We start from the raw sequence: 22,640 nt of genomic DNA on the forward strand, positions 1-22,640 counted from the left end.
GTTGCTTCTAGTTGTTGATTGGAGAATAAGGCAAAGACTCTTGCGGAAAGCGAAATCTTGTATGGAAATCAACGGCCGTGCAACAAGTGATCCATACCAGCTCATTTATCCAATTTATTTAGTTATGTCTCAATCTTTTTTCGTTTGAATTTGCTTTGAAAAATTGGGAATAGTAACTAAAGATAAAAAACAAATGATTGATACAAGGAGGTCTCAACATGGGAAGAGCAAATAATCACAAATCATCACATAATAACAAAGGGTCACTGCCTCAAACACCAAAAGAGTTAAAAATTGCTCCGGATCAAGCAAATGAAGAATTTTCACGTGAGTTAGCGCAGCATCACGATGCTAAAGCGAAACAGGACTTAATTTTGAAACAGCAAAAAGAAAAGTAAGAGAAAAAGAGGTTGGACAAAAGTGTTTTAATTGAAGGGAAATCTGAACGATGAATGGAGATTCTTGATGGAGAATCCAACTCGTTCGGATTTTTTTGTGATGATGGTAAACGTAGGTTTCGGGTATGTAGTTGCTTCTAGCGGTTGATTTCGGTATGTCTCAACCTCTTCTATATATACCGCAAGATAAAAATACCTCAGTAACCATTTTGTAACATTATTTAATCATAGCGTAATAGTTTTTGAGGCTTTTTTCATTATAATTAAACCGAACATATTGAAAAATAAGTTCATAGAAACGTAACGTTCGGTTACATAATGGAGGAAAAAAATGAAAAAAGCCATCATTGGGTCTATAACGGCAGCGGCAGTCTTATTTAGCGGAGCCAGTCCGTTTATTGCACCTGCTCAAACAGTAGAAGCAGCGTCATATTCATACAAGGACACGGCTATTGCTACTGGTAAAAAATTAATTGGTGTTCCTTATAAATGGGGAGGTACAACAACAAAAGGTTTTGACTGCTCAGGATTTATTCAATACATTTTCAAAAAGGCTGGAAAAACACTTCCGCGCACAACGGAACAAATGTATCGAGTAGGGACAAGCGTTTCAAAAGCAAAGCTTCAAAAAGGAGATTTGGTTTTCTTTCAAACGTATAAAAAAGGTCCTTCACATGTAGGCGTGTACTTAGGAAATAATCAGTTTCTTCAAGCTTCTACGTCTAAAGGCGTGACGATTACATCTCTTAGCAACAGCTACTGGAAAGCACGTTATATTGGTGCAAAACGGATTTAACCATCCGTCATTTTTTTGAAAAACAACACTACATTATGTAGTGTTGTTTTTGTTTGCATATACATAACATATTGCCGATATTATTTTTTAACGTTTTATACAAAAAAATCCATATTCTATGAGATAATAACGTTAACACATTTTGTACTTTAACATAAGGAATATCCGACTCTATTCGAAAGTTTGGTGAGCGAAGATGAAGCGCTTAGTATGGAGTTATGGAATAGGTATTGTTGCAATAGTAGCAGTACTCTCATTTTTCTTTATGATGAAAGGTCAAACAGAGAAAGCCGTCGTTAGCGGAATTGTACCAAAAGCTCATGCGCAGGGAGAAAGAGTGAAGCAGCCCATCTCACAGTTCCGAGGAGTACAGCCTCATGAAGCAGATAATGAATTGAAAAATGTAAAAAACAACATGCCTGAAAAAGCGGATCCTCCTCCTTTTTTAGTCTACATTGACCCTGGTCATCAATCCCAGGCTAATCTAGAAAAGGAGCCAATCGGACCGGGATCAGCAGAAACGAAAATAAAAGTTTCCGGAGGCACATCAGGCGTTGTGACCAAGAAGCCGGAATACAAGCTAACGTTGGAAGCTTCTATGATATTAAAACAGCTGCTCGAAGAAAAAGGCATCACCGTAAAGCTTACTCGTAGTTCTGATAATGTAGATATCAGCAACCGGGAACGAGCGGAGCTTGCGAACAATTCAAAAGCTGATCTGCACGTACGTATACATGCAGATGGTTCTGAAAATGCTTCTGTAAAAGGATTTTCTGTGCTTACTCCTGCAGAAGATAATTCGTATACAAAGTCTATTTATCAAAGCAGTCTGCAGGCATCTCAGGCTATTCTGACAGAGGTGAAAAAAGATCAGTTTGTCGAAGCAGACGGCATTCGCTATCGCAGTGATCTTTCAGGATTTAACTGGTCGACTGTACCCGTAACGCTAGTTGAACTGGGGTATATGACGAATCCAGAAGAAGACCGGAACCTGTCTGATCAGTCTTACCTTACAAAGCTGATGAATCATATTGCAGATGGTATAGCGGCATATGAAGAAATGAAAAAATAAAAGGTGAAAAGACCTATAAAAGCGTGTGACTAAATCAATTGATTTATGTCACACGTTTTTTTTTGTCGTTCATATGATATAAAAAAGCATTTTTTCGACAAAAAAACGGACGAGCAGAAAAGAAAACTAGGTAAAATGCTTTAATTTTTATAGAACTGTGTCGATATAACGAAGGATATTAAAATGCGTTAGACAGTACATGAAAATGGGGGAACAAGATGAGAAAGTTAACGGCATTTGCTTTAGTACTAAGCGTACTGCTGTTTCAATTCACGCCGCTTGCTAGCGTGAAAGCTGAAACGGTAGAACCAGTTGTGTCTGTAAAATTAGTAAACTATTTAGGAGATCAGCATGCAATTACAATTAAGCCGTCTTATTTATACACTATTAAAAACTCGGATTTGGTCTTAAAGGCAAATACAGAGTATACGGTAACGGCAACAACTCAAGGTGTCACTCTAAAACAAGGAAGCACTGTCTTAGGTGATTTTACAAGCTTTGAAATTACACCGTCTCTTTATAAAAATCCCATATCTATTAATGGCAGACAGTACTTAGGAGACGTTGCGTTTACAAATGAAAAAGGAACGTACGTCAGACCTGTTAATACGCTGCCGATTGAAGACTATTTAAAAGGCGTTGTGCCAAATGAAGTCTATACATCTTGGAACCTGCAAGCCTTAAAAACTCAGGCAGTAGCAGCGAGAACATACGCAATGAGCTATGCAGGAAAAGTAATCAATGACACGGTAAGCTATCAAGTATACGGTGGCTATACGTGGTACGACAGCACAAACAAAGCAGTAGATGAGACATTTGGACAAGTAGTCACATACAACAATAAATTAATCAACGCCGTTTTCTCATCAAGCAACGGTGGGAGAACCGAATCAAACAGTAATGCTTGGGGAGGAACTCAGCTTTCTTATTTCCCGGTGAAAGAAGATCCATACGATAAGCAGACGCCGTGGACGTTAGCTATTCAAAAAACGCAAATTGATTTAACAGGAAAAGATTTAGCTAACTATAGCGCTTGGTGGAATACGGTTTCTGAAAAAGATAAAACCGTTACGGATAATTTGAAGTCATGGTTAGTAGCCAATAAGCATCCTGGTAAAACCATTAAAATTACGTCTATTCCAAAGGTGAGTTTTTATGCTCCTTCATCAGGAGGCCGTGTGACTAAAGGTGCGATTACAGTGGACTACCTCGTTAAAGGAGATGTAGACAGTTCGCAAAAACTAGTGGTTCATCATTTGGAATTAACAGATTTAACATCGACGAAGCTAAAATCGATGTTAAACAGCCGTGCGATGCTTAGTCTGCTTGTAACGGAAACAAATGAAACAAGCACATCAACAACTTTTAATGGTAAAGGAAATGGACACGGTGTTGGGATGAGTCAATACGGTGCTCAAAAAATGGCAAGCGTAGGAAAAGACTATCGTGAAATTTTAGATTTTTATTATCCAACAACAACTCTTTTAAGTTTTTATACAACTAAATATCCGCGAAAAGAGCAGGAGCAAGAAGCACCGAAAGATATGGTTGCGCCTGATGCACCTTCAGTTAATGCACTAGGAGATAACGAAACATCGCTTACGGGCGTGACAGAACCAAATGCTTCTGTTATTGCAAAAGTGGAAAATGAAGTAATTGGAACGGGTCTTGCTGACGAAGCTGGAAAATTTGCAATTACGATTGTCAAGCAGCCAGCAGATACAAAAGTATCGGTAACCTCTAAAGATGCAGCTGAAAATGAAAGCACGGCCACAGTAGTGACCGTAGCGGATCAAACGCCGCCTTCTGTTCCAATTGTAGATGAAGTAAGTGACCAAGATACGACCGTAACAGGCGTAACAGAAGCAAACGCCGCCGTGACGGTAAAAGCGGGCGATGCAACGTTCTCTGCAGTAGCGGATGGTAACGGTACATTTACTGTTTCAATTCCAGTACAAATAGGTGGAACAACAATAGCGGTAAGTGCAAAAGATAAAGCAGGAAACGAAAGTCAAGCTCCTTCTTTTGCGGTTAAATCTACGTTAAAAGCACCGCTTGCACCAAAAGTAAATGCAGTAAGTGATCAAGACACAATGCTTAAAGGAACGGCTGAAGCAAATGCGACGGTCATCGTTAAAAACGGAAGTCTTCAGCTTGCAGCAGGCAATGCAGATGCTAAAGGAAATTACAGCATCTCAATTGCGAAACAAGAAGCAGGAAGCACGCTGTCTGTAACAGCTCAAAATGCAGGTGGAACAAGTTCAGCCACTGCGGTAACCGTACAGGATAAAACGGCACCAGCTGCGCCAAAAGTAAACGCAGTAAGTGATCAAGATACAAAAGTTACAGGTACAGCAGAAGCAAATGCGACGGTTACTGTAAAAGTGGGAACAACAACTGTGGGAACGGCTAAAGCAGGTGCAAACGGAGCGTTTTCTGTTGCCATTTCTCTGCAAAAAGCGAATACAAAGCTAAGCGTACAAGCAAAAGATGCAGCAGGAAATAACAGCTCTGCATCGACTGTAATCGTTACAGCAAAGCAAAAAGCTCCGGTAAAACCGACAGTTAATGAAGTGAGTAATAGAAGTACAGCCGTTACGGGTACAGCAGAAGCAAATGCGACCGTTATCATTAAAAACGGAAGTCTTCAGCTTGCAGCTGGTAAAGCGGATGCCAAAGGAACATACAGCATCTCGATTGCAAAACAAAAAGCAGGAAGCAAACTGTCTGTAACGGCTGGAAACACAGCGGGCGTAAGTCCAGCTGTAACTGTAACCGTGCAGGATAAAACAGCACCCGTTACACCAAAAGTAAACGCTGTAAGCAATCAAGATACAGTCGTAACGGGAAGCACAGAAGCCGGCGCAGAAGTGCATGTGAAAATTCACAAAAAAGTAATTGGCAAAGGAAATGCAAAATCGGATGGAACGTTCAGCATCACCATTCCAAAGCAGCCTGCTTCTACAAAATTAGCTGTTATTGCAAAAGATGCAGCCAATAACTACAGCTCCAACACGTTTGTAACGGTCAGTGCCGCGCAGACAAAACCAGCGCTTCCAACCGTTAATACGCTTACTGAAAAAAGTACAGCCGTAACGGGAACAGGAGAAAAAAATGCGTCTATTTATATTAAAGCAGGCGGAAAGATTATTGCGAGCGGAAAAATTGATGGAAACGGCAAGTTCAGCGTAAAAATTCCTGCTCAAAAAGCAGGAACAGAAGTAACGGCCGTGCTGCAAAATAAAGTAGGATACAGCCCGTATAAAATTGTAAAAGTGCAAGACACAACCCCGCCGGCACCTCCGGCAGTGAATGCCGTTACGTCTTTGTCCACCTTTATCTCTGGAAAAACAGAAGCAAATGCCGTGATTACGATTAAAAGCGGTACAAAGCTGATCGCATCGGGCAAAGCAGATGGCAAAGGACAGTTTAAAGTAACTATCCCAAAACAAAAATCAGGCGTAAAGCTGGCTGTGACGGCAAAAGATGCCGCTGGAAATACAAGTTCAGCAGTCAATATAAACGTTAAATAAAAACAAAAAAGAATTCTCTGCGGAGGATTCTTTTTTTAGTGATTTTTAAGTGGGATAGAAGGTTACTAAAAAGTTACCTTAGAACTTTGAAGTGCCTAACTTACTTTAAAGTGGGTTCTATCTTTTTCTTTTTTTCTGTTTCATAATAACAAATGTAAAGAAATTAGCAGGGGGTTTTTTATAATGAGTAATCATTTGCAAGATACAGTCACACTTCACAACGGAGTCAAAATGCCTTGGCTTGGACTAGGTGTATTTAAAGTAGAAGAAGGGCCTGAATTAGTGAACGCGGTGAAAACAGCTATCGTCAAAGGCTATCGCAGCATTGATACGGCAGCTATTTATGGAAATGAAGAAGGTGTAGGAGAAGGAATTCGCCAAGGTCTGAAAGAAGCAGGTCTTTCACGCGAAGACATTTTTGTTACATCAAAAGTTTGGAACGCAGATTTAGGCTATGAAGAGACGCTGGCTGCTTACGAAACAAGCTTACAAAAGCTTGGCTTAGAATATTTAGATCTATACTTAATTCACTGGCCGGTAGAAGGTAAGTATAAAGCAGCGTGGAAAGCATTAGAAATGCTTTATAAAGAAGAAAAAGTAAGAGCTGTGGGCGTAAGTAATTTTCAAATTCATCATTTAGAAGACTTAATGAAAGATGGAGATGTTAAGCCTGTTATTAACCAAGTGGAGTATCATCCTCGTTTGACACAAAAAGAGCTGCATGCTTTTTGTCAAAAGCATGATATTCAGCTAGAAGCATGGTCTCCGCTTATGCAAGGAGAATTGCTAGATAACGATGTGTTAAAAGGAATTGCTGAAAAGCACGGTAAATCAGTTGCTCAAATTATTCTGCGATGGGATCTGCAAAACGGAGTTGTAACGATTCCAAAATCGACAAAAGAACATCGTATTGTTGAAAATTCATCGTTATTTGATTTTGAATTGGATGCTGAAGACGTAAGCAAAATTGATGGATTAAATCAAAATCACCGGGTAGGTCCAGATCCGGACAATTTTGATTTTTAATAGAAGAACTAAGAGGCTGGGAGAAAAGTAATTTAGCCCAAGTAAAAAACGAACTATACATCAACAAGTTTGATGAGTGGTTCGTTTTTTTGTTATGGTGAATACAGCTTCATCTGTTTCGTCCCTTCTAGCAGTTGATTGAAGGGCAAGGCGAAGACTCCTGCGGGAAAAGCGGGACAGATGAGACCCCGCAGGAGCGCAAGCGACGAGGAGGCTCAGCGCCCGCCCGCGGAAAGCGAAGCCTTGCACGGAAATCAACGGCGGTGTCATAAGCGGTTCAGCTCATGTATCTCATTTGTTCGTCTTTAGGTTGGATTCATTTAGTTATGTCCCGGCCTCTTTTTATGCATTATTACATAAATTTAACATTTTCTTCACAGTAAGCTAAAGGACGGGCCGTATGATAAAGAAAGGTCGTGAAAGATAGAGAAATCATTTCATTTTTAAGTGTAAAATAGGCGGTGTAACGATGACAAAACAAGCTTACTCTCACATACAATGTAAAAAAACATCAATGATTGATTTATTGCTGGATGCAGGGGTTTATAAAAAAGGAAACAAGCAGCTATATGAGCTTACGCTTCAAGAACTAGAAACAGAATACGAAGCTATTTCACAACAGCGCATATCCCGATGAAATTTTGATACATTGCTAGAATTTGTTATAATAGAGGAAAGGATAGGAGTTGATTTATATCGAAAAGCACCCGACAGACTCGCAGCCCATCCGTATGGATATCCTCGATTCTATATTTGCTAAAATGGTATTAAATAAGGCTATCCGAGATTTTAGAAGAGATCAAATTTTACGTGAAGTCGATCAAACATTAGAAGAAAGAAACAAAGAAAAATTTTTTCAATTAATTGAAGAATTAAAATCAATTTCGTAGAGGGCGTTCGCGCGATAGAATTTGATTTTATCATTTTAGCATATAAAAACAGGTAAGAAGCGGCATGCTTAGTTACCTGTTTTTTTGTTGTCTTATTGTAAACGAAGGCCTCACATAAGAAATGAACCTTATCACTGAACAGACAAAAAGAGCAAGTCTAATGTACTCACTCTTTTCAGAAAGGTATGGGTGTTACTGAGAAAATGAATGTCACTCTCTAAATGTTGCGTGTGGGGTTTAGAAAGTTCTATGCAACTGCATATTTTCTAATTCATTCGCTCTATGTATTGTTAAAGTAACAATATAACCATATCTTATCACATGAAGGAAATTCGATTCAATATATTTATTGATTTTCTTTTTAAATTGTTCTAAATAATTAGTGAATGTAAAAAAATGTTTTTATTGGGTGAATGTGTATCTATAAAAAAACAATAGAAAAATATAGTTGGTTTTTATGAGAGACATTTGTTTGTTTCTGACGGACTGTAAGCTTCAAAAGAGTACAATCCGTCCTGTAAATCAGTATTAAGAAAAAATGAGCTGAACCCAGTAGAACAGGAGGAAAAGAGTAACGATGGTGGTAAGCGGGATAACGATAAGTGATACCTTTAAATAATCTTTCCATTTTACCTTGATATGATTTTCTTTTAAAATATGCATCCAAATAAGAGAAGCCAGTGTTCCAATCGGCAATAAAAGCGAGCCCATATCACTTCCAATAATATTAGCAAGATAAATGGTTTTAAGAGTAATAGGATCGAGCCCCATTTCAGTCAAGGTAATGGTTCCGACCATTAGGGCAGGGTGATTGTTAAACAAGTTAGAAAGAATGGAAACAAGTCCTCCCATGATAAAGCTTGCTTCAAAAAGTCCTCGATTTACAATTGGTTCGCAAACTTTTACAAGTAGCTCCGTCAAGCCTACGTTATGCAGTCCGTAAATAATAACGTACATCGAAAATGCAAAAACAAAAATGTGCCACGGCGTTTTCTTTAAAATATCAATTGGGTTTGTACGTAAGTGATACCATCTCCAAATAAGTAAGATCAGTGAGCCCAGTACAGCAACCAATTCGATTGGTATGCCGAAATAAGAGGCAACAAATAGGAGACAGCGCATAACAAACACAAATAATAAAACTTTCAGCATAAATTGTGTGCGTTTACGTTTTGTTTCAACAGAAATGCTTCCTTTTAAGGGGTGAAACTGTTTCGTAAAGAAACTCTCTTCTATATCTTTTGAAGCATGCGGCAGTTTTTTTGGCAAATGGCGTTTTACGACCGTATACATGAGCCAAGACATAAATAATAAACCAAGTGTCGCCGGTACGAACATCATCGCCGTGTGCATATAAAGCGACATATGAACAATTTTTAAGGCAATCAAATTGACAATATTACTTACACCTATAGGCGCGCTGGAAGCGGTAGCAATAAGCGCTCCACTTAAAAGGTAGGGGATCTGCTGGTGGGGTTTTAGCTGAAGGTTTTTCAAAAGTAGAATTAAAATTGGAGTGGTAATTAAAATACTGCCGTCATTATTAAATAGTAAAGTCATTAGAAAGCAAAGCAGTTGAATGTACCAATATAATCGGTACCCTGAGCCTTTGGATAAACTCACTAGCCGTGCAGCTGCCCAGTGGAAGAATCCGAAACTTTCTAATATGACGGCCATAACAATGGTGGCAATAATGGTGATAGAAGCGCCGCTTATCTTTCCGAAAATATCAACAATGTCTGATTTGGATACAATCCCTGTAAGCAGGATAATGGCTGCTCCTATGGATGCCGGCCATGCTTCGTTGATGCCGTTTGGCCTCCAAAAAATGACGAGCATTGTCATTGTAAACACGAAAATGGCAATTCCAATTTCAATATTCATCAGTATGCTCCTTTCTTCTAAAATTTGTAATGAATATACCCTTGCATGTCCCTTACACTCTATTTATATTCATTTATTACTAGAAGGATTGTGCATAAGACCATTTTTGCTAATATGTTTGTTTATCTTGCCAAGGCACGTATCATCTCGGGAGAGGAGCCTATAAAAAAGAGGCTGGGACATAACTAAACCCATCTAATCTAAAGAGAAATCAATTGGATAAAGGAGCTAGTAGGCATTGCTTTTTATATTGCTGTTGATTTCCATGCCAGCCTTTTCTTTCTGCTTGTCCCGCAGGAGTCTTCGTCTTGCACAGATAAAAGCCACTATATACATGAAACCTGCGCTCACCATATCAATAAAAAAATCCGAACCATTCATCGTTCGGATTTTCCTTCAGCTAACATACTTTTGTTCCAGTCTGTTTAAGATTAGCAAGTATAGACTTTTTCGTGTAAAGTTAGCGCTTTTATCTGATCGTGATCAGGTTCGTAGCCGATGCCTGGTGTATCAGGAACGGAAATAATACCGTTGTCGACCGTGATTTCCGGATGAACGATATCACGCGGCCAGTATTTAGATGATGCGGCCGTATCTCCGGGAAGCGTAAAATTAGCAAGTGTGGTAATGGCAATATTATGTGCTCGTCCGATACCCGATTCCAGCATGCCACCGCACCATACGGGCACACCGTGAGTTTGACAAAGGTCATGAATTTTTTTGGCTTCTGTTAGTCCGCCTACTCGTCCAATTTTAATGTTAATAATTTGTGTGCTTCCAAGTTTAATAGCTTTTCGAACGTCTTCAGCTGAATGAATGCTTTCATCTAAGCAAATGGGCGTGCGCATGCGGGCCTGCAGTTCAGCGTGATCAATTAAATCATCATGAGCCAACGGCTGTTCAATCATCATTAAATCAAACTCATCAAGCTGAGCAAGGTGATCAGCATCTGCAAGCGTATAAGCAGAGTTCGCATCAACCATCAGGGGAATAGAAGGGAACTCGTTTCGAACTGCGCGCGTCAAGTTAAGATCCCAGCCCGGCTTAATTTTAATTTTGATCCGCTTATATCCTTCATTCAAGCCGGCTTCAATTTTTCGAAGCGTTTCGTCAATCGTAGGCTGAATGCCAACGCTAAGACCAACTTCAATTTGACTTTTACTGCCTCCTAGCGCCTTAGATAGAGAGAGGTTTTGCCTGCGCGCATACAAATCCCAAACAGCGCCTTCTAACGCCGCTTTTGCCATGTAATTGCCTCGAATATGAGCAAAGCGTTGAGATACTTCGTCAGGGTGCTGAATTTCTTTCTCTTGAAGCAAGGGAATTAAAAAATCCTCCATAATGTGCCAGTTTGTTTTGAGCGTTTCTTCTTTATAAAAAGGATCCGTGCACGCTACGGATTCAGCCCAGCCGGATCGTCCGTCTTCGTCTTGAATTTCTACTAAAATAAAATCTCGATCCACTTCTTTTCCAAGACTTGTGGTAAACGGATGAAGTAAATCCATTTTTAAATGCCGTAAAATGACGTGTTTTATGTTCATTTTTGCACCTCTTTTTTCGTTAAAATATAAAAATGAACGGGTGCGCTGCTCTCTGGATGCTTCATGAAGTCTGTTACTTCAAATCCTTTTGCAAAACACGTTTGAAATACGCGTCTTGTGCGCATACGCCAGTCCAATGCCAGAGAAGGAGAAGCTTCTTTCATTTGCTGAAAAGCAGACGGAATAGCTACAGCTACAACGTCATCATTTAACAGTTTTTCGTCAATATCTCTAACAGAAGGAAACCTTTCATCCGGTAACGTCCATTGAATGAGCGATGCGTCCATTATTTGTTCTGGCGTATAAAGAGGCTGAGCTCGTTTTGTATCTTCTGCGGATGCCCATTCTACAACGAATCGATCAGAAGGCAAGTCAGCATTTAACGGATCGTTCATGTCTCCGTAGCAGTTTTCAATATACGTAGAACAAACGGCTCCAAGCTTTCCAATATTTAAATACCCATTGGCGCTTTCTAGAGGATCATACGTCCAGCTAATATATGAATAACCCTTTTTTTTACTTTCTTGTCTCTGCGCATGCTTAAGCTTGGCACCGATACCCATGCTGCGATAGGCAGGGTCAACTGCTAATATATGAGAACATAAGTAGACGCACGTTCCGTCAAACCCGGGAAAACTATATTGAAAGCCAATCAGCTTTTCATTTAGAAACGCACCGAGAACAAGACCTCCATTTTTAACAGCGGTCAAGGTTTGATGGACAGGCGTGGCTTCTTCTTCTCCCCAGACGCGGCTTTCTAATGCGCGTACCTCTTCTAGTTCAGTGGTTGTTGTAAGTGAACGAATCGTTAAGGCTTCAGTCATTTGTTTACTTCCTTTCTATTATCTATTCTAAAAAGATGCCTTGCTCGGCATAGAGTTTTTCCAAGTGTTCTTGTCGTTTTCCAGCCGTTTTTTCATCTCTTTTTTGCATGCTGTTAATTACAACTTGAGATAGGGCAAGAAGCGATAAAATATGTTCGGTTGTTCCGGCTAAAAGCGTGATATCAGCGATTTGGCCTACCGGAGACAAACGGCGGTCTGTAATGGCAATTACTTTCGCTCCTTGTTTTTTAGCCTGCTGAGCTACTTCGAGCGCTTCTTTTGTATAGCGCGGCAGTGAAAATACAACAACAGCAGATTCACTAGTAAGATTGCATAGCGTTTCAAGCAAAAATCCTGTTGGAAAAGATAAAAGAACATGATTGCGAAGCTGATTCATTTTATAATACAGCCAGTAAGCCGCCGTATGAGATTCACGGAAACCTGCAATATACACTTGATCACTTTTGATAAGCGCATCTACAGCTTGAGATAATTCTTTTTCGTCAACAGGGGAAAGCCATTCACTAAAAGGTTTCTTTTCTTCCGCTGCAGAATCAGCTGCAGGCTTGCTAGCTGATTCTTTTGATTCGGCAGAAGAAAGCCATTCTTTTCGCATTAGCTCCTGCAAATCGGAAAAACCATTTAACCCCAGTGCGTAAGCTAGACGAATAACGGTTGTTTCACTGACACCTGCTTCTTTGCCAATTTGCCCAGCGGTGTACAGCGAGCCTTTTTCCGTAAAATTAACGAGAAACTCAGCTACTTTTTTTTGACCGCGAGAAAGGTCAGGGAATTTATGTTTAATTAATTCTTGAAATGATTGCTTCATATAGCCTCCTAGAAAAGAAGTTATAACTTCATAAAAATATATTAATGCATTTTTAACTTCATTTCAATTGCTGTTTCAAAATAAAAAGAAGTCCTTGTGATATAATAAATTGATTATTCAAAAATAAATGCCGTATTCAAAAACGAATTGTGTTTTATTCAAAAATGAATAGAAAGCAGGGAGCATACATGAATTCAGAATGGAATGAAAATCAGTGGATCCTTCATTCATTAAAAGATGATTTGCTTGTCACGGATGAAAAAGGCATCATTGTCCGAATACATGAAGGAACGGGAAACATTTACGATGTAAAAGCTGAAAAACTGCTGGGAAAGTCTGTTTATGAGCTTGAAAAACAAGGGTTGTTTACGCCAATCGTCACGCCAATTGTGCTTGAAACAAAGAAGAAAATTACGCTTGTACAAACAACTAAACAAGGCAAGCAAGTGCTCGTTACAGGCATTCCTGTCAAAGATGAAAAAGGAGAGATTAAAAGAATCGTCAGCTATTCTCATGATGTGACGGAGCTTATGGAAATGAAAACATATCTTGATGCGATGGAAGGCGAAATGCAGCGCGTAAAGAGCGAGCTTATGCTGCTAAGAAACCAAAACCTATCAACTGAAGGAATTGTATGCAACAGCGAAAAGATGCAGCACGTTCTTCGTACGGCTGTTCACGTTTCGAATGTAGACGTAAATATTTTACTTTTAGGGCAGTCAGGAGTAGGGAAAACGCACTTAGCCAAGCTGATACATAACAAAAGTACAAGAAGCAAAGGGCCGTTTATTGAAGTGAACTGCGGGGCGATTCCCGATCATTTATTTGAGGCTGAACTGTTTGGCTACGAAGCGGGTGCTTTTACCGGTGCATCTAAAAATGGAAAAGTGGGACTGGTCGAATTAGCAGATGGAGGTACGCTTTTTTTAGATGAAGTCGGAGAACTGTCACCGGCGCATCAAGTAAAAATCTTAAAGCTCATTCAAGAAAAACAGTTTTATTCCGTTGGAGGAAGAAAGCCTAAAACCGTGGACTTTCGCTTAATTGCAGCGACGAACAAAGATTTGGAAAAAGCCGTTGCTGAAAAAGAGTTTCGAGAAGATTTATACTTTCGTTTAAGCGTCGTACCGATTACCATTCCATCTTTGAACGAGCGCCCCGAAGATATTTTTCCGCTGCTCACACATTTTGCCGAGCAGTTTGAAAAGAAATACAACCGAAAAAGAACGTTTGATAACGCGGTTATTCACGCACTGCTTGCACATGAGTGGAAAGGAAACGTACGAGAGTTAATTAATGTGATTGAACACGCCGTGGTTGTGTCTTCACAAACGCTGATTACAATGGAGCATTTGCCGCATTCTCTGCATAGAAAAAAACGGATTCAGCACGTTGAAGAACATGGGGAAATGAAGCTTAATGACGCATTAAACGAGCTGGAAAAAGAGATATTAGTAAAAGCAAAAAAACAGTACAAAACGACAACAGAAATAGGGGAAGCACTTGGAATCAGTCAGCCTTCAGTTGTTAGAAAATTAAAAAAACATTCTGTTTTTTAACGTATTTGGCACGCTCTTTGCATGTAAAACAAGTACAAATACATTACTTGATAGATTGCGAGGAGGAAGTCAGATGACGCAGGCATCACTTACACAGTTAATGAACAGTCTACCGGATTTACTAGCACCAAGCATGGCGAAAGATCACCCTAATTTACCCGTGGTAAAAGCAGAAGGCTGCTACTACTACGGAGCTGACGGAAAAACGTATTTAGATTTCACGTCAGGTATTGCAACAGCGAATACAGGTCATCGTCACCCTAAAGTTGTACAAGCGATTAAAAATAGCGTTGATCATCTTATGCACGGTCCGTCGGGTGTGATTATGTATGAATCTATTTTACAGCTTGCTGAAGAATTAAAAACAGTATTGCCAAGAGGATTGGACTGCTTTTTCTTTGCTAACAGCGGAACCGAAGCAATAGAAGGAGCGTTAAAGCTAGCAAAATACGTGACGCAAAGACCTTATGCTGTTTCGTTTATGGGCTGTTTTCACGGCCGTTCTCTCGGAGCGCTTAGTGTGACAACATCAAAAAGCAAATACCGGAAATTTCTTCAGCCATCGGGCTTAACGTATCAAGTGCCTTATGCAGATGTGACTCAGTGTCCAAAAGGAGAAGATCCGGAAATCTACTGCGTAGAAAAGCTGGAAAGAGATTTTGCCACTTTGTTTAAGCATCAAGTCACGCCAGAAGAAGTAGCGTGCATGATTGTAGAGCCGGTTCTTGGAGAAGGAGGCTACGTGATCCCTCCGAAAGCGTGGCTGCAAAAAATAAGAGAAGTATGTGACAGACACGGAATTCTGCTTATTTTTGACGAAGTGCAAACAGGATTCGGACGCACCGGCGAGTGGTTTGCAGCTCAAACGTTTGACGTGACGCCTGATATTATGGCAATCGCAAAAGGCATAGCATCAGGACTTCCGTTAAGTGCTACCGTAGCTTCCAAACAGCTAATGGAAAAGTGGCCGATTGGTACACACGGAACCACTTTTGGAGGCAATCCCATTGCTTGTTCAGCAGCGCTTGCGACGTTGGACGTATTAAAAGAAGAAAAGCTGATTGAAAATTCAAAAGCAATGGGGAAATATGCAGCGGATCAGCTTCAGCATTTAAAGGCGAAGCATGAAGTTATCGGAAGCATTCGTTCAGTAGGACTAATGATTGGAATTGAAATTATTAATCCGAAAACAAAGCAAGGTGACGGAAATCTTCTTCTTGAGATTTTAGACAAATGTTTGGAAAAAGGGGTGCTGTTTTACCTTTGCGGAAATAGCGGAGAAGTGATTCGAATGATTCCTCCTTTAACGATTACAAAAGAAGAAATTGACGCCGGACTTCGCGTGCTAGACGAAGCACTGACAGAAATCACAAGTCTTCACGTGATCTAAAGCTTTTAGGAAGCTCTTTGTTTCACTGAAAGATAGATTGACCTATACGAAGGAGGAATCTGTTATGAACGGACTGGATATGACGGTTATGTTTGTCTATTTTGGCGTATTGGTTGTAGCTGGTATTATTGGCTCGTTAAAAGCAAAGTCATCAGAAGATTTTATTTTAGCCGGACGAAACTTAGGGATGTTCATGTATTTAGGGTGTTTGTCAGCCGTTATTTTAGGCGGAGCGTCGACGATTGGAACGGCTCAGCTTGGCTATGAGCACGGGCTGTCTGGCATTTGGTTTGTGACGATGATTGGACTTGGAATCATTACGCTTGGCACGATTTTTATTAAGCGGATCTCGTCGTTGAAAGTGACAACTATCAGCGAACTGCTAGGAAAAAGATATAACGCTCAAGCGCAAATTATCAGCGCCGTTGTTGCCGCTATTTATACACTCATGGTATCAGTCACTCAAGTGATTGGAATGGGAACGATCATTCATGCGCTGCTTGGATGGAACATGACGGCATCGATGTTAATTGGCGGTTCGATTGTTCTGTTCTATACGATTTTAGGCGGAATGTGGAGCGTAACGGTCACTGATATTATTCAGTTTGTTGTGATGACGGTGGCGATTTTTGGATTTATGCTTCCAATAAGCGTATCGGAAGCAGGCGGTCTTAAAGCACTTGCCGGAGATTTGCCATCATCTTATTTTGATTTTTCATCCATTGGATACGGTCAAATCTTTCAGTATTTCCTTCTATATACGCTTGGTATGGCAGTATCTCAAGATATTTGGCAGCGAGTATTCACGGCGCGAACAGAAAAAATTGCGCGAAACGGCTCCATTTTTGCAGGCGTGTACAGCATTGCCTACGCGATTGCGGGGAGTGTAATTGGAATGTGTGCGTATTTGCTGCTGCCAAACGCAGAAAGCAGTCAAAGCATATTTGCGACGCTTGCAGTTCAAATCCTGCCTCAAGGATTATTAGGTCTCGTACTGGCAGGCGTTTGTTCGGCGCTGATGTCAACTGCTTCAGGAACGCTTCTTGCGTCTTCTACGCTGATTAGTAATGATATTATTAAAAAAGTGTGGCTTAAAAATATTTCAGAGAAAAATTATTTAATCTTAACGCGCGTTAATACGCTTATTGTCGGCGTCCTTGCTATTGTGTTTGCTCTTTGGATTCAAGATGTGCTTGTGGCTTTAGATGTTGCGTATGCTATTTTATCAGGAGCGATTTTTGTTCCGTTTGTTGTGTCGCTGTTTTGGAAAGACATTCATCCAAAAGCCGGAGTTTCAGCGATTGTTGTCAGTACGCTAGTAGTACTTGGAGGTCTATTGATTGAAGGACTTTCTTCTACCACGCCAATCCTATACGGAATTTCAAGCAGCATTATTATAATGGCTGGGTTTGCGGTTATGGCTCGAAACAAAGAACTGTCTGATCGAGAACCGGTAAGCGAAGATGTAAAATAAGAAAAAAAAAGCTTCCCCTTTACGGTGAGAAGCTTTTTATATTCCTGCTTATTATTTTAGCCAGTAATTGTACATACTAATGAATATTCAGAAAGAAAAGAGTGTTGCAAATGGAACGAACAATGCTAAAAGGGCTAACTGTGTTGTGTGCAGTTCTTTTTCCTTTTGTTGTAAAAAAACCGAAATTTAAAGAAATGCTGATTGTCTTTTTTGCAAAAGGGATTTTAGCCACGCTTATTGATGCTTATGCTGTAAACACGAATCGAATCAAATATCCTGTTCGGCCATATCCTCGCATTTTTTCAACTAATATTTTATATGATCTGCTGTTTTTTCCTTTGCTAAGTATGGTTTGGGTTAGACAATCTTATGAAGACAAGCTTCCTGCAATCTTACTAAAAAGCTTGATGTGGAGCGTTCCGATGAGTATCAGCCAGTGGTATTTAGAGAGAAATAGCAATCTGTTTAAATGGAAAAAGTGGACCATCTTTCATACATTTGCAAGTATTAGTTTTACATTGCTGACAATCAGGGGGTTAGCTGGCCTTGTCAAAAAAGCAGATAAAAAGCTATAGTTCAGCTTTTTATCTGCTTTTTTATGCACAAATCTAGACAACATCTATCAAGCAGGAGTAAACTAAATGCTCAGATTATACAGATAAGGAGATTGTCAAATGAAAAGCAGAACGTCCGTAATGGTTAGTATTGTGCTGGCAATGCTAGTGGCTTCGCTTGATTCAACGATTATGAATACGACGATGCCCGTTATTGCAAAAGAGCTTGGAAGATTTGATTTGTACGCGTGGTCGTTTGCTTCGTACATGATCGCAAGCACGATTTTATCTCCGGTAGCGGGGAGATTATCGGATTTATTTGGCCGCAAAAAAGTATTTGGGTTTGGAATTATTGCTTTTTTAATTGGTTCGATGCTTTGCGGCGTGGCAAATACGATGATTCAGCTTGTTCTTTTCCGTGCGGTTCAAGGAATAGGAGCAGGGTTTATGGTGGCGTTTCCCGCTATTATTGCCGGAGACTTATTTCCCGTAGAGAAACGTGGGAAAATTCAGGCGCTGTTTACAACGATGTGGGGATTATCAGCTGTGTTGGCTCCGCTTTTAGGCGCTTTTTTTGTGGACTATTTAACGTGGAGATGGATTTTCTTTATTAATTTACCCGTATGTATTGTCTCATTTCTGACGTTAATGCCATATCAAGAAAGCTATGAGCCGAAAAGAGCAAAAGTCGATTACATCGGTGCCATTTTGTTTGGAGCGGGCGTTACGTCACTGCTGCTCGTTACGGTAGTGGAACAGAACCAAGTTGTGTATACAGTCGCGGGACTTATTTTATTAGTTATTTTTTATTTGCATGAACGAAAACATGCTTCTCCGATTGTCCCGATGTCTATGTTCCAAAACAAAACGCTGTCATGGATTAATATCAATGCGTTTATTGGAACGGTGGCTTTATTCGGTACGTCGAGCTATATTCCGTTATTTTTACAGCGAGTGGCGCATCTGTCACTGTTTATGAGCGGAGTTGCGCTGTTAGGAACAGCGGTCGGATGGATGTCTGTGTCCGTGCCTGCGGGTAAATGGATTTTAAAACACGGCTACAGAAAGCTTTTGTTAATCGGAAATGTGCTGCTGGTTGGATCAGGAACGCTGCTGCTGATGCTAAATGAAAGTCATGGTTTCTTTTATGTGTTTTGCGTCATGATTGTGCAAGGACTATCGTTTGGTCTGCTTTCTACGGTTGGAGTCATTGGTGTACAGCAATTAGTAGGAGGACATGAAAGAGGTATTTCTACGTCGTTTTTTATGTTTTGCAGAAACATGGGAACAGCAATCGGTGTTACCATTATGGGTGCGTTGCTGACTTCAGGCGGAAGCTTTATGGGAGGCATTCATCACTTGTTTTTATTTGGCTTTGCAGGAAGCATCGTGGCTTTATTGACTTCCTTAAAAATTCAAAACGATACGGAATCAAAGCACAGCCGAGCTGCTAGTTGAGGGAATTTATGCTAAATATGTTTATTTCATAAAAAAACGGGAAGAAACCAAATAAGGTCATAGAATTGCCTGAGAAATCGTAGGCATATTCTTCTTCTTCTTTCACTTACTACATGTGGGACGCCGGGTATCGGCGTCTTTTTTTTGTGCTGTAAAGGAGCTGCTTATATTATCCATAAATAATCTTGTTCAAATAATGGGACTTTTTACAAAAATAAGTCTTTAAATGGTAAGATAGATTAGGTATAATTTAGTAGTTATTTAGCATATTCTAGAAATGTTTGGCTAAGTTTGTACGAAAAAGTGAAAGGGGAAATTTCATGTCTTGGATCACCAAATGGTCGTTTAAAAATAAAGCGGCTATCACCATTATGTCTATTTTAATTTTAGCTTTAGGAGTCATTAGTTATTTTACACTTCCGATGGAATTCCTGCCGACCGCTGATCAGCCTCAAGTGTCAGTAGTGGTTATGGGGCAAGGAACGGATGCGGACTCTATGGAAAAACAGGTTACGTCACCGATTGAAGAAGCGGTAGCCGGTGTTAAAGGAAAAAACAACGTGTATTCGACGACGGGAGACGGCTATTCCAAAATCGATATTTCATTTGAATCCAAAACGGATATGAAAGAAGCAAAAACAAACGTCCAAGAAGCGCTGTCTTCGGTGCAACTTCCAGCCAGCGTATCAAAGCCTAATGTTATTCAATTAAATACCTCAATGATTCCCATCGCAGATATTTCACTCACATTTAAAGAAGGATTAACAAGAGACAATCTGGATCTTGCAGAGAAAAAACTGATCCCTAAATATAAAGACGTTAAAGGCATTGCGAGTGTTCAAACGTATGGAACAGCGGATTCCTACGTGTCTATTAAAGTTGATAATAAAAAATTGTCACAAAAGAACGTGACTATTGATAAAGTCATCAGCGTGTTAGAAGGAAAAAACACGTCGCTTGCAGTTGGAGAAAAAGTCATTAATAACAAGTCGAGCAACATCAACGTAACTGGTAAAATTGACAGCTTGGATAAAGTGAAAAAGCTGCCGGTTGCACCCAATGTAACGCTAGGGGACCTTGCAAAAGTAGAGGTGAAAAAGCCTGAAGGCGTCGTGACGCATATTAACGGAAAAGATGCACTTTTACTTATTGTTACAAAAGACAGTCACTCAAACGCCGTTAGCATTACAAAAGAAGTAAAAAAACTGTCTGAACAAATCAGCAAAGATTATAAAAATGTAAATGCTTCTGTATTTTTTGCCACAGGAGACAGCGTGCAAAACTCTGTTCATTCCATGATGAAAGAAGTGTTGCTAGGCGCATTTTTTGCGACCGTTGTAATCATGCTGTTTTTACGCAGCGTTCGCTCTACGTTTATCACAATTGTATCCATTCCGCTATCGCTTTGCTTTACGCTTTTTTTATTATCCAAATCAGGCGTCACGCTTAATATTTTAACGCTTGGAGGAGTAGCTGTAGCGATTGGGAGATTGGTAGATGATAGCATCGTTGTTATTGAAAACATCTTTCGAAAAATGCAAAAAGAAGAATTTTCGCTTGGCTTGATTATTGATGCGACAAAAGAAGTAGGCTCTGCTATTACCGCTTCTACGCTAACGACAGTGGCCGTCTTTTTACCAATCGGCCTTGTAAATGGAGGTCTTCAAGACTTTATGCTTCCGTTTGCTCTAACGCTGACGTATTCGCTGCTGTCTTCATTAATTGTGGCGCTTACCGTTGTACCGTTAATGAGCGCCGGATTATTAAAAAATGAAAAACTTCGCAAGCACAAACAGCCGGTTCGTTTTACAAAGGTTATTACGTGGTCGCTTAATCATAAATGGGTTGTGCTGCTGCTTTCGCTGCTTTTATTTGTCGGATCTATTGGTGCCTACACGATGATGCCTAAAGGAGCGGTGGATAACTCTTCATCTGACTTTGTAGGCACGACGTTAAGCTATCCAAATAATACGCCAATTAAAACCGTAGAAGAAAAATCACTGCAGCTTGAACGCTATATTTTAGCTCAAAAAGAAGTGAAAGATGTATATATGCAGCTTGGTAATACAGACGAAGGAGCAAAGTGGGGAGACGTTGGTTCGCCTACTGAAGCTACGTATACGATTATAGTAAAAGACAGTGGAAACATTGATTCGCTTATGAAACGAATTGAAAATCAAAAGAAACTCTATGACGGAGGGGACCTTAGCGTCAGTGCTGCTTCACTAATGGGAGCTTCCACTACTTCCATTACCGTTGATGTGATTGGAAACGACATGAACAAATTAGAAAAAACAGCAAGCAGCATTAAGAAAGAAATTAGCGATATAAAAGGAGTAGACAAAGTTTCTACCAACCAAGATGAAAAGAAAACCATTTACTCTTTAGACGTAGATCCAACAAAAGCGAATACGCAGCAAGTAGCGCAGCAGCTTGGCGTTATGCTGAATAAAACGCCGATTGGGGCGATAGATTTAGAAGGCAAGCAAGCAAACGTACTTCTTGAATCTGTCTTAAATCCAACATCACCAAAAGAGTTAAAAGATATTTCTATTATGACAGAGACAGGACCGTCACCTGTTTCAAAAGTGGCTTCACTAACGCAAGCTGAAAAGCCGACAAATCAGTTTCATAAAAATGGAGACCCGTATATTCAAGTAACAGCGGATGTCAATCCAGAAAAGCTTTCAGAGATTAATAAAGACATTCAAACAACAATTTTTGGAGACGGTAAGAATAAAGGACTGTCCATTTCAAAAGATGTTGACGTTGTAATCGGCGGAGCAAGCACTCAGCAAGGAGAGGATTTCTCTGACTTGTTCATTACAATGCTCGTGTCGATTGGTATTGTGTTCTTAATTATGGTGATTACGTTTAAAACGATCCGCACGCCGTTTGCGATTTTATTTTCACTTCCGCTTGCTGCAATCGGTGCCGTTTTAGGGTTATTAGTTAGCCGCATTCCAGTAGACGTAACGGCTCTACTTGGAGCACTAATGCTGATTGGTATCGTTGTGACCAATGCAATTGTACTTCTAGACCGCGTGAAGCAAAATGAAAAGAAAATGATTATGCGCGATGCCATTGTCGAAGCAGCCGCTACGCGTATGCGTCCAATTGTCATGACGTCTGCCGCTACGATTTGTGCGATGCTGCCGCTGTTATTCAAACAAAGCGAAAGCGGAAGCCTTGTTTCTCAAAGTCTAGCAGTCGTTGTAATCGGAGGATTGGCCGTTGCGACTCTGCTTACACTTGTAGTCATTCCCGTTGTATATGAACTGCTTCATTTCAGAAAATCGAAAAAGCAAAGAATACAGCAAAAACAGCAGGAAGACGTAACGCCGCTATAATGTTTAAAAGAGGTTAGGACATAAGTATGTTAGGTGAAGGAAGATCCGAACGATGAATTGAG

Annotated in this window: 18 protein-coding genes; 14 read left to right on the top strand and 4 right to left on the bottom strand. The window is 40.1% G+C overall.

The genetic code is table 11. From position 1 onward, the window contains the following. Positions 1–218: 218 nt before the first annotated feature. From MKY06_RS05415 to MKY06_RS05450, 8 genes are all read left to right on the top strand, one after another. A complete protein-coding gene (locus MKY06_RS05415; RefSeq protein WP_013055768.1) occupies positions 219–398 on the top strand; it encodes a YfhD family protein in 180 nt (59 codons plus the stop codon). 331 nt (positions 399–729) lie between these two features. Continuing rightward, positions 730–1,194 (top strand): C40 family peptidase, encoded by a 465-nt coding sequence (locus MKY06_RS05420; protein WP_013055770.1) that lies wholly within the window; start codon positions 730–732, stop codon positions 1,192–1,194. Positions 1,195–1,390: 196 nt separating this feature from the next. Continuing rightward, positions 1,391–2,266 (top strand): N-acetylmuramoyl-L-alanine amidase family protein, encoded by an 876-nt coding sequence (locus MKY06_RS05425; RefSeq protein ID WP_098278290.1) that lies wholly within the window; start codon positions 1,391–1,393, stop codon positions 2,264–2,266. Positions 2,267–2,484: 218 nt separating this feature from the next. Next, entirely contained in the window at positions 2,485–5,799 is a 3,315-nt protein-coding gene (locus tag MKY06_RS05430) for an Ig-like domain-containing protein (protein WP_340960329.1), read from the top strand. Between the two features lie 183 nt (positions 5,800–5,982). Next, entirely contained in the window at positions 5,983–6,825 is an 843-nt protein-coding gene (locus MKY06_RS05435) for an aldo/keto reductase (protein ID WP_080518329.1), read from the top strand. A gap of 134 nt (positions 6,826–6,959) precedes the next feature. Further along, the gene (locus MKY06_RS05440) at positions 6,960–7,097 is read left to right on the top strand and encodes a hypothetical protein (protein ID WP_161553946.1); all 138 of its coding nucleotides are present in this window, start codon (positions 6,960–6,962) and stop codon (positions 7,095–7,097) included. Positions 7,098–7,294: 197 nt separating this feature from the next. Further along, positions 7,295–7,462, top strand: coding sequence for a Fur-regulated basic protein FbpA (locus MKY06_RS05445; protein ID WP_013055774.1), 168 nt, complete (start codon positions 7,295–7,297; stop codon positions 7,460–7,462). Positions 7,463–7,511: 49 nt separating this feature from the next. Beyond that, a complete protein-coding gene (locus MKY06_RS05450) occupies positions 7,512–7,715 on the top strand; it encodes an IDEAL domain-containing protein (protein ID WP_016766443.1) in 204 nt (67 codons plus the stop codon). Between the two features lie 528 nt (positions 7,716–8,243). On the opposite strand, the gene MKY06_RS05455 is transcribed toward MKY06_RS05450, so the two are convergent. The 4 genes from MKY06_RS05455 to MKY06_RS05470 form a co-directional block, all read right to left on the bottom strand. After that, positions 8,244–9,599 carry an arsenic transporter gene (locus MKY06_RS05455; protein ID WP_013055776.1) on the bottom strand — a complete coding sequence of 452 codons (1,356 nt, stop codon included), beginning with the start codon at positions 9,597–9,599 and terminating at the stop codon, positions 8,244–8,246. A 431-nt stretch (positions 9,600–10,030) separates the two neighbouring features. Continuing rightward, on the bottom strand, positions 10,031–11,140 hold the full coding sequence (gene menC / locus MKY06_RS05460; RefSeq protein ID WP_340960332.1) for an o-succinylbenzoate synthase: 1,110 nt from the start codon (positions 11,138–11,140) through the stop codon (positions 10,031–10,033). Then, positions 11,137–11,964 (bottom strand): GNAT family N-acetyltransferase, encoded by an 828-nt coding sequence (locus tag MKY06_RS05465; protein WP_218812805.1) that lies wholly within the window; start codon positions 11,962–11,964, stop codon positions 11,137–11,139. Before MKY06_RS05465 ends, menC begins: the two co-directional genes overlap by 4 nt. 22 nt (positions 11,965–11,986) lie before the next feature. Then, entirely contained in the window at positions 11,987–12,793 is an 807-nt protein-coding gene (locus tag MKY06_RS05470) for a MurR/RpiR family transcriptional regulator (RefSeq protein ID WP_218812804.1), read from the bottom strand. 188 nt (positions 12,794–12,981) lie between these two features. Here MKY06_RS05470 and MKY06_RS05475 point away from each other — a divergent pair, with 188 nt between their 5' ends. The 6 genes from MKY06_RS05475 (at position 12,982) to MKY06_RS05500 (ending at position 22,578) form a co-directional block, all read left to right on the top strand. After that, complete coding sequence (locus MKY06_RS05475) at positions 12,982–14,352, top strand: sigma-54 interaction domain-containing protein (protein WP_236658119.1); 1,371 nt, start codon at positions 12,982–12,984, stop codon at positions 14,350–14,352. Positions 14,353–14,425: 73 nt separating this feature from the next. Further along, positions 14,426–15,742 carry an aspartate aminotransferase family protein gene (locus tag MKY06_RS05480; RefSeq protein WP_310334956.1) on the top strand — a complete coding sequence of 439 codons (1,317 nt, stop codon included), beginning with the start codon at positions 14,426–14,428 and terminating at the stop codon, positions 15,740–15,742. A gap of 64 nt (positions 15,743–15,806) precedes the next feature. Beyond that, a complete protein-coding gene (locus tag MKY06_RS05485) occupies positions 15,807–17,216 on the top strand; it encodes a sodium:solute symporter (RefSeq protein ID WP_340960336.1) in 1,410 nt (469 codons plus the stop codon). A 110-nt stretch (positions 17,217–17,326) separates the two neighbouring features. Continuing rightward, complete coding sequence (locus MKY06_RS05490) at positions 17,327–17,791, top strand: CBO0543 family protein (protein WP_340960338.1); 465 nt, start codon at positions 17,327–17,329, stop codon at positions 17,789–17,791. Positions 17,792–17,890: 99 nt separating this feature from the next. Continuing rightward, complete coding sequence (locus MKY06_RS05495) at positions 17,891–19,228, top strand: MFS transporter (protein ID WP_029324971.1); 1,338 nt, start codon at positions 17,891–17,893, stop codon at positions 19,226–19,228. A gap of 320 nt (positions 19,229–19,548) precedes the next feature. Beyond that, positions 19,549–22,578 (top strand): efflux RND transporter permease subunit, encoded by a 3,030-nt coding sequence (locus MKY06_RS05500; RefSeq protein ID WP_340960340.1) that lies wholly within the window; start codon positions 19,549–19,551, stop codon positions 22,576–22,578. Positions 22,579–22,640: the final 62 nt, after the last annotated feature.

The organism is Priestia sp. FSL P4-0332 (assembly GCF_038005845.1).
GTDB lineage: Bacteria > Bacillota > Bacilli > Bacillales > Bacillaceae_H > Priestia.

Coding starts and splice junctions, on each gene's coding strand:
- MKY06_RS05415 (WP_013055768.1), top strand. CDS start 219: ATGGGAAGAGCAAATAATCACAAATCATCACATAATAACAAAGGGTCA.
- MKY06_RS05445 (WP_013055774.1), top strand. CDS start 7,295: ATGACAAAACAAGCTTACTCTCACATACAATGTAAAAAAACATCAATG.
- MKY06_RS05475 (WP_236658119.1), top strand. CDS start 12,982: ATGAATTCAGAATGGAATGAAAATCAGTGGATCCTTCATTCATTAAAA.
- MKY06_RS05485 (WP_340960336.1), top strand. CDS start 15,807: ATGAACGGACTGGATATGACGGTTATGTTTGTCTATTTTGGCGTATTG.
- MKY06_RS05465 (WP_218812805.1), bottom strand. CDS start 11,964: ATGACTGAAGCCTTAACGATTCGTTCACTTACAACAACCACTGAACTA.
- MKY06_RS05490 (WP_340960338.1), top strand. CDS start 17,327: ATGGAACGAACAATGCTAAAAGGGCTAACTGTGTTGTGTGCAGTTCTT.
- MKY06_RS05420 (WP_013055770.1), top strand. CDS start 730: ATGAAAAAAGCCATCATTGGGTCTATAACGGCAGCGGCAGTCTTATTT.
- MKY06_RS05470 (WP_218812804.1), bottom strand. CDS start 12,793: ATGAAGCAATCATTTCAAGAATTAATTAAACATAAATTCCCTGACCTT.
- MKY06_RS05480 (WP_310334956.1), top strand. CDS start 14,426: ATGACGCAGGCATCACTTACACAGTTAATGAACAGTCTACCGGATTTA.
- menC (WP_340960332.1), bottom strand. CDS start 11,140: ATGAACATAAAACACGTCATTTTACGGCATTTAAAAATGGATTTACTT.
- MKY06_RS05430 (WP_340960329.1), top strand. CDS start 2,485: ATGAGAAAGTTAACGGCATTTGCTTTAGTACTAAGCGTACTGCTGTTT.
- MKY06_RS05425 (WP_098278290.1), top strand. CDS start 1,391: ATGAAGCGCTTAGTATGGAGTTATGGAATAGGTATTGTTGCAATAGTA.
- MKY06_RS05455 (WP_013055776.1), bottom strand. CDS start 9,599: ATGAATATTGAAATTGGAATTGCCATTTTCGTGTTTACAATGACAATG.
- MKY06_RS05495 (WP_029324971.1), top strand. CDS start 17,891: ATGAAAAGCAGAACGTCCGTAATGGTTAGTATTGTGCTGGCAATGCTA.
- MKY06_RS05435 (WP_080518329.1), top strand. CDS start 5,983: ATGAGTAATCATTTGCAAGATACAGTCACACTTCACAACGGAGTCAAA.
- MKY06_RS05500 (WP_340960340.1), top strand. CDS start 19,549: ATGTCTTGGATCACCAAATGGTCGTTTAAAAATAAAGCGGCTATCACC.